This is a genomic window from Mesorhizobium kamtschaticum, assembly GCF_056174585.1.
This window is the reverse complement of the sequence record NZ_CM149691.1, coordinates 120,203-134,614: the sequence shown is the minus strand read 5'-3', so window position 1 is coordinate 134,614 and position 14,412 is coordinate 120,203. Positions and strand designations below refer to the sequence as shown.

At 61.4% G+C, this 14,412-nt stretch carries 7 protein-coding genes; 4 read left to right on the top strand and 3 right to left on the bottom strand.

The features are described from left to right. Positions 1 to 32: 32 nt before the first annotated feature. A complete protein-coding gene (locus AC0V7N_RS00650; protein WP_475453812.1) occupies positions 33 to 2,168 on the bottom strand; it encodes a caspase family protein in 2,136 nt (711 codons plus the stop codon). Positions 2,169 to 2,492: 324 nt separating this feature from the next. Here AC0V7N_RS00650 and AC0V7N_RS00645 point away from each other — a divergent pair, with 324 nt between their 5' ends. Then, a complete protein-coding gene (locus AC0V7N_RS00645; RefSeq protein WP_496627644.1) occupies positions 2,493 to 6,008 on the top strand; it encodes a caspase family protein in 3,516 nt (1,171 codons plus the stop codon). Positions 6,009 to 6,555: 547 nt separating this feature from the next. Here AC0V7N_RS00645 and AC0V7N_RS00640 read toward each other — a convergent pair. Next, positions 6,556 to 7,749 (bottom strand): IS91 family transposase, encoded by a 1,194-nt coding sequence (locus AC0V7N_RS00640; RefSeq protein WP_475453809.1) that lies wholly within the window; start codon positions 7,747 to 7,749, stop codon positions 6,556 to 6,558. A gap of 3 nt (positions 7,750 to 7,752) precedes the next feature. Further along, positions 7,753 to 8,661: a tyrosine-type recombinase/integrase gene (locus AC0V7N_RS00635; RefSeq protein WP_496627643.1), complete on the bottom strand. Its 909-nt coding sequence runs from the start codon at positions 8,659 to 8,661 to the stop codon at positions 7,753 to 7,755. Between the two features lie 626 nt (positions 8,662 to 9,287). On the opposite strand from AC0V7N_RS00635, the gene AC0V7N_RS00630 reads away from it, so the two are divergent. The 3 genes from AC0V7N_RS00630 to AC0V7N_RS00620 all read left to right on the top strand — a co-directional run bounded on the left by AC0V7N_RS00630 (position 9,288) and on the right by AC0V7N_RS00620 (position 14,070). Further along, entirely contained in the window at positions 9,288 to 10,646 is a 1,359-nt protein-coding gene (locus AC0V7N_RS00630) for a sensor histidine kinase (RefSeq protein ID WP_475453805.1), read from the top strand. Positions 10,647 to 10,934: 288 nt separating this feature from the next. Continuing rightward, positions 10,935 to 11,903 (top strand): sugar ABC transporter substrate-binding protein, encoded by a 969-nt coding sequence (locus AC0V7N_RS00625; protein WP_475453804.1) that lies wholly within the window; start codon positions 10,935 to 10,937, stop codon positions 11,901 to 11,903. 376 nt (positions 11,904 to 12,279) lie between these two features. Beyond that, positions 12,280 to 14,070 (top strand): adenylate/guanylate cyclase domain-containing protein, encoded by a 1,791-nt coding sequence (locus tag AC0V7N_RS00620; RefSeq protein ID WP_475453802.1) that lies wholly within the window; start codon positions 12,280 to 12,282, stop codon positions 14,068 to 14,070. Positions 14,071 to 14,412: the final 342 nt, after the last annotated feature.

Below are 14,412 nucleotides of genomic sequence, written 5' to 3'. Positions count from 1 at the left end.
GCGCCAATTCCTTCCTGCCGCCAAGGCAGCAGCTACTTTCCCGTCACCGTCGTGAAGGGCCTGATATCGATCGACATCTCCTCCTCGATGCGCGGCGGTTTGCTGGTCGAGCTCTGCGTCATGTCGTTGAGGCTCGTCGAAACCAGATCGCGCAGTTCAGCCATGGCCGGTGTCGTGGCGTCGCTTGGCGACGCATCGCGAAGGCCCTCTTGCTCAAGATTGTCGAACGTCGTGTGCGCCTTGCCGAGACCCGGCACCGCGATGAAGACCAGGCGCTCGTCGCTGGCTGTTGCCGAACCTGGATCGATCTGCGCAATGTCGGCGTTCTTCTCGTCGCCGGAGGCAATCCGGTTGATCGTGGCCTCGGCGGGCCACAGCGTGGTGATCGAGAAATCCTGGCCGATCAGCAGTACGGTGACATCGGCCGGTTTCGCTCCCGTATTGCGCATCTTAACCGATATGATGTCACAATCGCCAAGCCGCGGCGCGGCTTCCACTTCGACCGGCGCCTCGTAGCTGGCGCGATCGTCGGAACACGACTTGCCAGCAATGGCCTGAGGTTTTGCCCGGGCAATAAGCACCTGCGATTCGAGCCCGATGGCTTGTCCGGCCTCGCTGCCGGCCAGACGTTGCAGCGCCAACGCACGGGCAATGCGGTTGATGGCGGCGGCGACTGTGGACACCGCTGCGGCTGGATTGTCCGGCAAGGTCAGGCGAGGCGACGAACCCGGTCCGTTCTGGTCGATTTGGCCGCCGGTGGCGGAGAAAGCCAGCTTGCCGTCGACAAGCGCAACGGCGATGTCGTAGCCGCCCGAGCGCATCGACACGCGTTTGGAGAGTGCATCCGAGCCAATTGCCGAACGCAGAGCCGCAATGGCCGGCGCATAGTCCTTGCCATCGGCCGGGTTTATCCGGACAGGCTGCGAGAGCGTGACCGAGAGATCGACGCCCGGCTCTACGACACGCGCGAAGCGCCCCTTCTTGAACGCTGCGGCATCGGGCTCGGACGAGCAAGAGCCGCTCTTGGCGGCCGCAGAGGCGCATGGCCAGGCGACCTGCATGACAGTGCTTTTGGTGGCGCCTGCGTTCTCGATGACACCGTAGGCGACGGCTTCGGCGGCAGTGGGGTCTGCGTAGAGCGCCAGGATGGCACCGTTGTCGAGGCCGTCCAGTTGGCCGGCCTCGAGGTCTCCGGCGTAAATCGGCCATTGCCGGATCGCGGAGGCGTTGCTCAGCCTGAGCACCGGCTCGTCCAGCAGATCGCCCTCAAGGTCCGGCGTCTGCGTCGCCATCAGCGTGTTGCGCTTGATGTCGGCGACCACGGCCTGGTGCAGCGTGCGGTAGGTCAGGTCCGGCGTCTGATTGAGCCGGCTCAACATCGTATAGGTGAAGACGCCGTAGCTTTCGCCATCGGCAGCACGCTTCGGTGTCTTTTCCAGCGCCACTTCGGTCGTCTGGGCGGCATAAAAGAAGGCGGCGCGGCCCCGCCCCTTGGGCAACGCCTTGCGCTCCAGCGCAATCGACCGCCCGGCCGTATCCGTGGCTTCGGGCACACCGAGGTCCGCCGGCTCGACGCCGCGCGCCCGCGCGTCGTCGCTTGCAATGTCGCGAAAGCCGCTGGCGGAGTGGCAGGCGTCGATGATGCCGAAGAAGTCCGCGCCCCTGTCGAGAATGCGCTGGACGCGCACGGCAAGTTCGTCATCGACAATCGCATGGTCGACGGCTTCGCCATTCCAGCGGCCGATGTCATAGGGCAGAAAAATCTGGTCGAAGCCGCCTTCCTCGTCGCCGTTCAGGTCCGGCTGTTGCGAGCCGTGTCCGGAGAAATAGAAGATGACGAGATCACCGTTGCGCGCCGTATCGGCGAGATGATCGAGGCCGGCCAGAACCGCCTGTCTCGTGCCGGGACCTGGCGCCGACACGCCGTCGGCCAGACCCCGGACCCCGTCAGCCAGAACGGTGACATCCCCGGCCGGCACGCCGAGGCGAACCAGCGTGTTGGCGACTTCGCGGGCATCGTTCTTCGGTCCGACGAGGTGGATGGCTTCAGGCAGGTTCGGATAGCCAGATACGCCGACGACAAGCGCGCGCGTCTCGGCATGCACCAGCGTGCAGCCAAGCAAAAAGGCCCCTGAAAAAATGCAAAGCCACCCGAAGCGCACAGTCATGTCGCTCGCCCGCCACTAATTTAGCCCCGCCTCATATTCGCAAGCAGAGGCAACCCATGTCCAGTTAAATCGCTCCGCCCCAATGATATCCATATGGGAGACTCTGAATGGCCTGTCTGGAAATCGTCCTTCGAGGTCCCCCGCGGCTCCGCAACGTCCGAGATGTGCTGCTGGGCCGCCTTTGGTGATATTGCCTGGACGTTGTTTTCAGACCGCGACAGGTTCGCGAACCGGCAGTCACATTTGGCCATCTAAGTCTTTCAACCGCATATCCCGTTGTCAAAAAATGGATGTCCGTGCATTGATTGACCGGGGGAGATTTCAATGCGCGCGCTTTCGCGGTCTTTGCAGCTTTTGGCTCAGTGGTCCGCCACGATCGTTCTCATAGTCCTCCTGATCACCTCGACAATCCAGACCGCACGTGCCGAGGCCAACGCCGAAAGCCAGGACTGTACAGTCGGCTGGCCGACATTTCCCGGAAGTCTTGACGCGACGCCTTGGTCCGACAAATCAGTCGTTGGCAAACCAGTTGCGTTTCACTGGAAGCTGAATGGTTCTGCCCCTCGCGGAACGACAGCATTCGACGTTCCTGCCTATCTCGTCGTCCTGACACCTGAGGCCGTCCGGTTCGAGGGGACTGGCTTCTTCGCGCTTGCGGCCGGTGCGCAGGGACCCTACCGCATGAAGTTTGGACAGGGTCGCACAAGGGTCATCGTGCCGCTCCACACCCGCTTCTCGAAAACGGCTGGCGAGGTTGACGTCATCCCCTATCGAGCAGGCGAGATGAGCGTTGAATGGGCCATCGTGCAGGCTGACAGCTGTGGCGAGCGTGTTTTGGAACTGTCTGGCAAACGGACGATCGAGGTCCTGCCCGGACCGCCGCAGCTCGTCGCCAGCAACCAATTCAACGACACAAAACCGGATCAGGAGATCACGCCCAGCGCAGGACCATTTCGAGCAACCGTGTTCCAGGGTTTTGTGGAGGTTCGCAACATCTCCACCGGCGAGATCGTGCTGCAGACGACCGGTCACGAGCCCACTTTTTCTCCAACCGGCCGCTTCCTGTCCGTCGTCACGGATGAGGCACAAATCAGCGACGTGTTCGATCTGGTTGCAGAGCGCAGGATCGGGCGCTTTCAAAGCGTTGCGATGTACTGGAGCCACGCCGACAGCTTCCTCTACCTCGACCAGGAATGGGGAGCCGACATGCAAATCATTCGCACCCTGCATGGCGCGCGCGAGAGCATCGACTCTGCGCCTAAAGTGGCGCTGCTGACGAGTTATCGGCAGGATGATAGCCCCTTGCCAAACGATCCTTTGGACGGCGGGATCGACGCCACATCGGAAGACATCGATCCAGGTGCGCTCGGGTTGTCCTTTACAGCCGGAAGCGAGGCCTGGCGTTTCGATTTGTCTTTGGAGGGTGGCGTCATGGCATTCGTTGGCTGGAGCCTTGGCGCGCACGATTATCAGGAGCCCGGCGACGTGGTGGATGGGTTGGTCATCGATCTCTGTCGCGGGAACGCAATGATCAAGACCACGACCAGAACCGAACTTGATTCAACTCTTGCCTCTGCGTTCGGAGTTCGGGAGCCGTCGATGGCCGGCTGGAACGCGCATGAAACGATCAGGCGCAGCTACGATTATTACAGCAGCGAATCCTATCGTCGCATGAGAGCCGCGGAAGCGGCGGCAGACGACGCCGACGGCCAGGCGTCGGATGACGCTCCCGAAGCATCCAATGGAGCCGACGACGAGCCCAAGCGCCCGATCGAATTCTCCACGGAACCAACCCAGACGGGGAAGGATACTGGTTCCGACCAGGATGTTGCCATGTCAGCGGGTGATTTCCATGTGCGCAGCGCGGTGCCCATTGCTGCGACCTCAACGTCGGTGGTGGGCGCGGATATCGGTCTGGGGCTCGACTCTGGAGCGGAGATTCCTGCACTGCGGTCTGGAACACAAACCAAGGCACTGAACGACATCGCCGGAGAAGTCTCGAAATTCTACGATCCCAAAGCCTTCAAGTTCGGCAAATGGCCAGCCGACGAACCGCTTCGATACAACACCGAGCCCTTTCCGCAGCCCGACAAAAGCGCGGGAGAGGACGGGCCGACATTGATCGATATGAACCTTCCCGGCCGCGATACGTGGCGCTGGGTGGCGGGCGGCAGAAGGTACTGGCTGACCCAGACCGTCGAATCCGGCCGGCTCAGCCATTCCTTCAGCTTCACTTTGCTCGGTGAAGATGGCGCCCACGTACGTATGGCCGACCTGTTGGCGGACAAATCGGTCGAAGCCGATATTTCGGATACCGAGGAGGGCGGTGTCTCAGGTCTCATCCAGCGCGGAGATTTGCGCACCGGCCTTCAGGCCGCCTTCGACAGATCGAGTTTCGTGTCGGTTGTCGAGAGCCGTTATCTTCTGCTCGTGACGCGTCCGGTGGTCAGGTTGATCGCCTTTGATCTCAAAACCTGGAAGCCCGTCTGCGTCATTGCAAAGCCTTACAATCAAGCCGCGATCGAGCGCCTGGCTCTGATGGAAGGTGCGCGCAACATAGCACAGATCAACAAGGGGGGCGCTGTCGAAGTGTACTCCTGCGCGAACGCAACGCGCATGCTGAGTGGAATTCTGACCGATGGTGAACTCGTCGTGACGGACGGCAGCGGCCGCTTTGACGGCTCCCCGGATGCGAGTGCCTATGTGGAATTGAAGATTCCGGGGCTACAGGGACGGCAATTGCTTTCGCAGTTTGCCAGCCAACTTCGCTTCCCCGGTCTCGCCAACGCGGTTATCCAAGGCAGGAACCTTGGCCAGCCGCCTGCGCCGCTGACGCCGCCATCGCTTCAGGTTTCCTTCGACGAAGCTGACAGCAAGAAGATCGCCCGACTGGATGCTTCCAGCTTGACTGGCCTGCGCTCGCTGCATGTGCTCGCAGATGGTCGGGTTGTCAGGAACGTCCCGCTCAATGGCAAGCAAGCGCATGTCTCCCTCTCGCCCGATGAGCTGGGCGACAGCGGCATTGCAACCGTGACGGCGATCGATATGGCTGGCCTGGCAAGCGCTCCGATCGAATTCACTCTTGGCCCCCGTGACCAGAAAAGCAAAGGGCGGCTCTTCGCGCTTGCCGTTGGCATCGACAAGTACCCCTTGATGCCTGGGAGTGACCTCAAATACGCGGTCTCGGATGCGAAGCGCGTGGCGTCCACCGTGCATGCGAGCGCGCACTATAGCGGTGTCAAAGTCGAAACACTCCTCGACCAGGCGGCATCCACCGACACCATAAAAGCCAAGCTGGACGATATCGTTGAACGCGCGCAACCCGGAGACACCATAGTGCTGGCCTTCGCGGGTCACGGTCTGCTTGATTCCCACGGCCACCTCAGGCTCGCATTGTCGTCGACAACAACGATAGCGATCGAAGAAACCACGCTCGATTTCGACGAGATAGCGTCCCGCGTCGCGAAAGCCCAGGCCCGCGCGGTGGTTTTGCTCGATGTGTGCCACGCCGGCGCCTCTGGTCAGATCAACGTGGCGTCTAACGATGATGCCGTGAATTTGCTCACCACCCAATCTGGCGCTGGCGTCGTCATCATATCGGCCTCCAAGGGCCGGCAGTTCAGTGAGGAGGCCGCTTCGATCGGCGGCGGCCGCTTTTCGGTGGCATTCGAGCATGCTTTGACTGACCAACGCCTCCAGACCGACAGCGACGGCAATGGGAGAATAAGCGTCAACGAACTCTACAGCGCGCTGAAATCTCGGGTCGCCGAACAAACCAATGGGCGCCAGATCCCTTGGTTGTCCCGCAACGAGATCTTCGGTGATTTTGATTTGTTTTAAGTCGCCAGCCGCTGCGAGGGCAGCCGGTTTGCATTGAGATAGCCTGGTACATCTACTGGACCGCTCAAGCGTCAAGCGTTTCCACGCGAGTCCGTCATGCATTAGAGTTGGATGGACCTTTCGTAGTTATTGCTACGTCACGACCTGATGATGGCCCATCAAAGTAATAGGACGAATATCACAAAGCGGGATGCCGGATGCATCGATCCCCTTTCTAGCCCGCATTCCGAAAACAGACGGCCAGCTTCCGTGAAGAGTTTCGGGCGCCGGCAGGCGTACGAAAGTCCCCGAGGAAGGAACCCGCGGGCCACAGGCGATGGTTATGGGGATTTCGATTTTCGGCTGGTGTCGGCGATGGCGCGACCGCCGCTGGGAAGTGGCGGGTTTGATGCGGACGGACCGTTTCGCCTTTCAGTCACGCGGTATTGTCGGCTCGTCGCGCGGCCGGACGCGACCCGTTCGGCGTCGATAATGACCATGGACACGCGTGGGTCCGTTGCCGGAGGCTGAGTGCCTGCGGCTGAAGGCTGGAGCATGCCATGCCGGGTCATGGAGAGTTCTCCCGGTTCGTCGCCGTGGTGTCCGGCGGTCCGCGCGGCTGTCGCCACCGTTCGAACGTCTCGATGATGATCATGCTTCCGCCGCAGCACCGGCATGGCGGACGGAAATCAGTCGGTTCTACCGAGTTGTCGTCCTCCGACGGCGCAACGACGTTCAGCAGTTCGCGGGCGCGTGCGAGGCTGGTCTTGCGAGCGGAGCCGGCGAGCAGGCCGTAGTGCCGGATGCGGTGGAAGCCACGTGGCAGGATGTGGAGCAGGAATCGGCGGATGAACTCGTCGGTGGCGAGCGTCATGACCTGCTGCCGATCGGTGCCGTCACGACGATAGTCCTTGTAGCGGAACGTGACCCCTGCCTCATCGAACCGGATGAGGCGGCGGTTCGAGATCGCAACCCGGTGGGTATAGCGGGACAGATAGGCGAGCACCGCCTCCGGCCCGGCGAACGGCGCCTTGGCGTACACCACCCAGCGCTTCTTGCGGACCGGCGACAGGTGCCGCACGAATGCCTGCCGCGCGGACAGGTGCGCCATCGATCCGAAGAAGGCGAGCCGTCCTGCGTCGTGTAGCGCGACCAGCCGGGTGAGGAAGAGCCGTCGGAACAGCTTGCCGAGTACGCGCACCGGAAGCAGGAAGGCCGACCGAGAAGATATCCAGCGGCTTCCGTCCGGCGCGATGCCGCCGCCCGGCACGATCATGTGCAGGTGCGGATGGTGCGTCATCGCCGATCCCCAGGTGTGGAGCACCGCGGTGATACCGATGCGCCCGCCGAGGTGTCTTGGGTCGGCGGCGATAGTCAGCATCGTCTCCGCTGCCGCCTTGAACAGCAGGTCGTAGACGAGCGCCTTGTTCTGGTACGCGATGTCGGCGACCTCGGCGGGCAGCGTGAACACGACATGGAAGTAGCCGACCGGCAGCAGGTCGGCCTCGCGCTCGGCCAACCATGTCCGTGCCATCGCGCCCTGGCACTTCGGGCAGTGCCGGTTGCGGCAGGAGTTGTAGGCGATCCGCCATTGGCCGCAGTCCTCGCAAGCCTCGACGTGACCGCCAAGGGCTGCGGTGCGGCAATACTCGATCGCCGACATGACCTTGAGCTGGGCGAGGCTCAGGTGACCTGCATGGGCGGCCCGGTAAGCGGGTCCGGCAGCACGGAAGATGTCCGCGACCTCGATCGAGGCGCGCACGGCTCAGATGTCGGGCGAGACCTCTCCCGGCTTGAACAGCCCCAGTTTGTCGAGCGGGCTCGTCACGGCACGCACCGTCCGGGTCGCCACCTTCGCGTAAAGGGCGGTGTTGTTGAGCTTGGCATGCCCGAGCAGGACCTGGATGATCCGGATGTCGGTGCCGTCCTCCAGCAGGTGGGTGGCGAAGCTGTGGCGCAGCGTGTGCGGCCCGACCCGCTTGGCGATGTCGGCGGCCTGGGCCGCCTCGACGACTATGCGATAGAGCTGCCGCGTGCTGATCGGCTTCATCGCATGCTGTCCGGGGAACAGCCAGCCGTCGCGGTGCATCACGCCCTGCTGACGTCCGACCTTCCACCACTCCCGCAGAAGCGTGAGCAGGTCCTCCGAGAGCATGGCGTTGCGATAGCGCCCGCCCTTGCCACGCTCGACGCGCAGCAGCATGCGCTCGCTGTCGACGTCGGCAACCTTCAGCATCGACACCTCGGCGACCCGCAGGCCCGCGCCATAGGCGACTGACAATGCGGCCTGGTGCTTGAGACACGTGGTGGCGTTGAGCAGCCGGGCCACCTCGTCGCGGCTGAGCACCACGGGCAGGTTGCGCGGATGCGCCAGCCGGACAAGCCTGCGCGCCAGGTCCGGGCGGTCGAGCGTGTGGGTGAAGAAGAAGCGCAGCGCCGACACGATGCTGTTCATCGTTGGCACGGGAACGCCGTCCTCCTGCTGCTCGATCTGGAACCGGCGCAGGTCGTCGGCGGTAGCGGTGTCTGGTGAGCGCCCGAGGAATGTCGCCAGGCGTCCGATGTCGCGGAGATAGTTGCGCTGCGTCTCGCGTGAGAAGCGCCGCATGTTCATGTCGTCGATCAGCCGCCGGCGCAGCGGGCTGACGGGTCCATCGAGAACGGGGTGCCGCATGGTCAGGCTCCTTGTTGAAGAAGCCCGTCATGCTCTGCCCCCGCCGGACGACGCTCAATGCAGGCGCGACGCCCGGCCTGTGCCCTCTACCTCAATCGCAGGCGCCCTCCCGCGCAGCGGGTTCGTTCTCCGGCCCAAATGCTGCTGGGCGGCAATGCGCCTCATCTCGGTCGTTGAGCGGACCCCTAAGCGCATCCAAAAGCGGACACCTACCCGAGCAAGCAGGCGAGGCTGCACCTTTTTCGCCACAACCTGAGATGAGGCAAGGAAAGTAGACCGAGCAAGTTCAGTCCACCGCCAGTCGCGGCTATTGGACCTTACTGTCGCGGGCGGTCTTGACATCGTTTAGCCCCTTCAGGGCTTCATGGTTTCAGGCCGCGACGAGTGCGCCATAGGACCCAGTCCCGCCACTCGATTTGACGCAAATCAAAGGCGCGGTAGCGAAACACGTTATCAACAGGGACGTTTTCTCGGAGCACTCACACGATCAGTTCATTGCTTGTGGAACTTTCGCGGCTGCAATTTGTGCTTTCGACCATGCGCGCGGCGATGTCTGATGAAATGGGGTCAAATTAGCTCTCGCTACATGATGGCGAATTTCGCAAAAATCAGGCAGGGATGCCCGAATGCCCATTTCGAGCCGCAACCTTGTCCGACTCACGTTCGCCTCCCTGCTGATAGGGTTTGCGGCGCTTATGGCTATCGTCGCTACCAATTTCTGGCTGGGGCAGAGAGCTCAGTCCTATTTCGACAATGCGATCGAGGCTCGCGATACGCGGATCGCAGCCGTTGAGTTGAGAAATGCAATGCAGACTGCCGAGGCGAGCGAGCGCGGCTTCGTCATCACCGGGAACGAGATATATTTGGGTCTTTATCAAACCGCCAAGGTACAGGCGCAGCGCCACCTGCAAGCGCTGCAGACCTTGCTGACGTCCTATCCCAATTCGGAATCCACACTGCAAAGGCTGTCCGCAATCATAACCACCAAGTTTGACGAGCTAGACCAGACGATCGCTCTCAAACGAGATCAGCGCGACGCCGAGATACTTGCAGTGTTCCGCACGAACAGGGGCAAGGCTTTGACTGACGAAGCCAATGTTTTCTTTTCGGGCATCATTGGACGAGCGGATGACCGACTTACGTCCGGCGTCGCCGAACAACGTGCCAACAGCGGATGGCTGCGGCTCGTTTCGGCAATCGGCGGATTTGTCATCGTCGCCGTGGTTGGCGGAGCTGCCTATGGCGCCGCACGCTACACCAGAGAACTTCGCAATACGCGCGACGAGGTCAATGCGCTCAATAGCGAGCTGGAGCAACGAGTCGCCACCCGCACCGAGGACCTCGCTAAGGAGCGCGACCGGGCGGAAGTGCTTTTGTCGGAGGTTAATCACAGGGTCGCCAACAGCCTGGCTCTGGTCTCGTCTCTCGTGAATCTGCAGTCGAAGGCTGTCGGAGATCGTGCGTCCAAAGACGCGCTCGCCGAAACCCAGGATCGTATCTTTGCGATCTCGCTGGTGCACAAGCGGTTGTATGGCTCGTCCGACGTTCGCTCGGTTGACCTGGACGAATATCTGACCGGGCTGCTCGACCATCTGCGCACATCGATGCGCAGCCAGGTTCACGGTGTTAGCCTGTCTTACAACATCGAGCCCCTCGACCTCGAAACGGACACAAGCATCAACCTCGGTGTTGTGGTTACTGAACTGGTCACCAACGCTTTCAAGTATGCCTATCCGGATGGTGTTGGAGAAATCCGCGTCCGACTCAGCAAGCTGTCAGGCGAACAGGCGGAGTTGATGGTTGAAGACGACGGTGTTGGAAAGGCAGACGGCGCGCCTGCCAAAGGGACCGGTGTCGGGAGCAGGATCATCAACGCAATGTGCATCAGTCTGGGCGCCAAGATCGACTATCGAAATCTCCAGCCCGGCACCGCCGCTCATTTGGTATTTTCGACAAAGCCACGGCGCGTCATAGCTGCCGAGTAGACCGCGCTATCACAAGGTGGAACACTGACTGCGACATGACCACGAGCGTTGACATGCAATTGTCGCTGGCAGCGGTGGATGTCGAGGGGGGCAAACGTGCTTGATCTGAAGAATACTGCCGGTCGATGGCCCACCTGGTCAGCGATAGCTTTGCTTTCGATCGCCACAACAGGGACAAGTCCTTTCGCGAGAGCCGAAGAAGGCGCTCCGGGCATAACACAGCGGACGGTATTTCCCACCTTCAATCCGAACGCACCCTCCTGCAGCACTCCGACTGACCTTACGAGAGTGCTGGCCTATGTGCAGGAGAACGACCGCGACTTTCTGGAGGGAGTCGACCACGGTCTGTCCATGGCTGCCAGGAATCGCCACCTGGAGTATCGAAGAGTTCTGGCGGAAAACGATGTAGGTAAAGCGATAGCCCAGGTGCGGTCCTTGGTTGCGGCGAAGGTTGGTGCCATGGTTGCCACATCTCCAGATCCAGTAGCTTTCAGCCCCGCTCTTCAGCAGGCGATCTGGTCGGGAGCGTTTGTTGGCACTATTGTGCCTCCACCGGCAACATTGCTGCTCAATGCTCCGCAATATCGAACCGGCAAGGTGCTGACCGATGCAGCGATCGACCATATCAACACCAAACTGGGCGGAAAAGCCAAGGTCGTTCTGCTGACCCAGGATACGATGGAGTTTCTGGCGCCCAGGTTCGCGGCAATGCGTGATGGCCTGAATGCGATGCCTGGCGTGACGATCGTAGCCGATATCGCGCCCAAGCCAGTCACCAAGGAGGGCGGCGCCGCCACCATGAAAACCATCCTGCTGGCAAACCCGGATGTCGACGTCGTGCTCGGCGCGGATGCGGTCGTGCTGGGCGCACTGGAAGCGTTACGCGCGGCAGGCAAAGACCGACCTGATCAATTTCTCGGCGGAATTGATGGGGAGCCGGAAGCTGTTGTTGAAATCAGGAAAGGGAACAGCCCCTACAAGGCGAGCATCTCGTTGTCCTCGCCCGTCTTCGGCTATGCCATGGGGCAGTTTGCGGCCGACTGGCTCGAGGGCAAAAGCATCCCGCAGGCGATGGATATCCTCCCCATAGCCCTGACAAGTGCCAACCTCGCGCAATACGAGGCCGATCTGCTGGACCCAGCCTCGGTTTATGCGGACGCGGCGCGCCGCGATGCCTACCTCAAGATGTATGGAAATATCTGCTATGACAGCCGCGACCGATATATTAATTTCCCCTGGTCTTCAGAGCAGAAGTAGCCGCATCGAGCGGTGTTTTTCAATGTCCATCGTTCTTGAGCCGGGTCCAAGCATCAATTTCGACATGAAGGCCTACGTCGAAACGCATTTGCGGTGAATCAAGGCCGCGCCGCGTTGCGAAGAGCAGCTTTGCGCCGCGTGTCGGCCCTAGAGATTTGCTTAGCCGCTGCCTGAAAGCAGACGCGGCTAGCGACAGGCTGGACGTCTTGATTGCACCACGGCTGGCGCTTCGCCGACCTGTCTCGAACGACTCGGGTCGATCCTATGCGGACCATCCGACCAATGGCTCGGGGCTATCTTCCCTGTGCTTAACGGCTCTATGTTGAGAAGGACGGCACTGATCTGGCTGCAGTAGGCTGGATAGAGGGGGCACGACGTGAGTGAGACCCGGAAAATAGCAGCGATCCTGGTCTCGGATGTGGTCGGCTACAGCCGGCTCGCCGGCGCGGACGAGGATCGCATCCTGGCGCGGCTGCGGGCGCTGCGCAGCGATCTGATCGATCCAACGATCGCCGTGCATCACGGTCGCGTGGTCAAGCGCACCGGGGATGGAGCCCTCGTTGAGTTCCGCAGCGTCGTGGACGCCGTGCGTTGCGCCATCGAGGTACAGAATGGCATGGTCGAGCGCAATGCCGGGCTGCCGCCCGACCGCCGCATCGACTTTCGCATCGGCATCCATCTGGGCGATGTCGTGGAGGAGCGCGACGGCGATCTGATGGGCGACGGCGTCAATATCGCCGCGCGGCTCGAAGGCATTTGCGAGCCGGGCAGCATCTGTCTATCCGAGCAAGCGTACTGGCAGGTCAAGGCAAGGCTCGATCTCGCAATCAACGATCGCGGCGCGGTGCAACTCAAGAACATCGCCGATCCGGTCCGAGTCTATTCGCTGCAAGTCGGAGTCCCCGCTCAGGCCAAGCCCGCGGCACCCGCGGAGGCCGCTGTGCCGGAGAAGCCTTCGCCACGGCTAGCGCTGCCCGACAAGCCTTCGATCGCCGTGTTGGCGTTCCAGAACATGAGCGGCGATCCTGAGCAGGAATATTTCGCCGACGGGATAACCGAGGATGTGATCACCGACCTCTCTAAGGTCAGCGGCCTGCTGGTGATCGCGCGCAATTCGAGCTTCGCCTATAAGGGCAAGGCTGTCGACGTGCGGCAGGTGGCCCGTGAGCTCGGTGTCCGCTCAGTGCTCGAAGGGAGCATCCGCCGCGCCGGCAACCGTGTAAGGATTACCGCTCAGCTGATCGATGCGGAAACCGGCGGACACCTTTGGGCCGACCGCTTCGATCGCGAACTGAGCGACGTCTTCGCGGTCCAGGACGAGGTCACCCGGCGGATCGTTGACGCGCTGATGATCAAACTGAGCCCGAGCGAAGCCGCGATGCTTGGTGCTGTCAAAACGACCAGCAGCAAGGCACACGACTTTTTCCTGCTCGGGCGCGAGGCGCTGTGGGGGACCATCAGGAACCGTGACGTGTTCGAGCGCTCGACCGACCTGTTCGCGCAAGCGATCGCCCAGGATTCAAGCTATGGCGAACCCTATGCCGGCCTCGCAATGGCCGAGGTGCTCAACTGGCAGTTCCATTGGACGGACGGCTGGAGCGAGTCGCTTGAAAAGGCCGAGCGCCATGTCGGCTTGGCGTTGCAGAAGAGTCCGCAGGTTGCCTTCGTGCACTATGTCGCCTCGGTCTTCTACTTGTGGAAAAAGGATCTCGCCAGATCCGCGGCTGAAGCGGACGCGGCGCTGAATCTCAATCCGAACTACGCTCAGGCGCACAACTCGCGCGGCATCGTCAACATCTATGGCGGCCAGCCCCTCGCGGCTATTCCCCATATCGAACAAGCCATCCGGCTCGATCCCGCGTTGAAGCAGCTATACATCCACTTTCTCGGCTCTGCCTATCTTGTGGCCGGCAAATTCGAAGCTGCCTCGGCGCTGTTCAGGGAGCGTATACAGCTCGCCCCGAAGACCGACCTCTCCCGCGCCTTTCTCGCTGTCGCGCTCGGCCATTTGGGCGAGGCCGAGGAAGCCGGCCGGGTCTGGCGCGAACTGATGGAGATCAATCCGAAATACTCCTTTGCCGAGCATGTTGGACGGCTCCCCTTCCGCGATCAGGCCGACATAGACTATCTGTTCGAGGGCCTCAGCAAGGTTGGCCTCCCGGCTTAAATTCAAATTAGCATCGAGCTGTCTGTCTTGCTGAAGACATTGTCTCGCGTCTCCTTCCCGAGTTTAAAAAAACATGGGCGTTCGCGTAAAGGGAGTCACGTCCGTCCTGGCACAAGGCCGAGTGCCAGCGCGGGGTCGCCCTCGGCCGCTTTCCGTTCGAAGCCCGGATTACGGCAAACGTGATCGGCTAGATGTTGGGTCCCTTGGTTTTATGGGGTGGGCCGAGCTTGAATCGTTCGAGGCTCGTTTGTCTAAATTTTGCAAATGTATTCAAAGGGTATGAGGCTCTTGAGGTCTCCAGCCTGCGACGAAATTGTAGGCTGAGCAGGAATGCTTGAGACT

Bases quoted from the DNA above. Each gene is read 5' to 3' on its own strand.
- AC0V7N_RS00650 (WP_475453812.1), bottom strand. From the start codon at position 2,168: ATGACTGTGCGCTTCGGGTGGCTTTGCATTTTTTCAGGGGCCTTTTTG.
- AC0V7N_RS00645 (WP_496627644.1), top strand. From the start codon at position 2,493: ATGCGCGCGCTTTCGCGGTCTTTGCAGCTTTTGGCTCAGTGGTCCGCC.
- AC0V7N_RS00635 (WP_496627643.1), bottom strand. From the start codon at position 8,661: ATGCGGCACCCCGTTCTCGATGGACCCGTCAGCCCGCTGCGCCGGCGG.
- AC0V7N_RS00630 (WP_475453805.1), top strand. From the start codon at position 9,288: ATGCCCATTTCGAGCCGCAACCTTGTCCGACTCACGTTCGCCTCCCTG.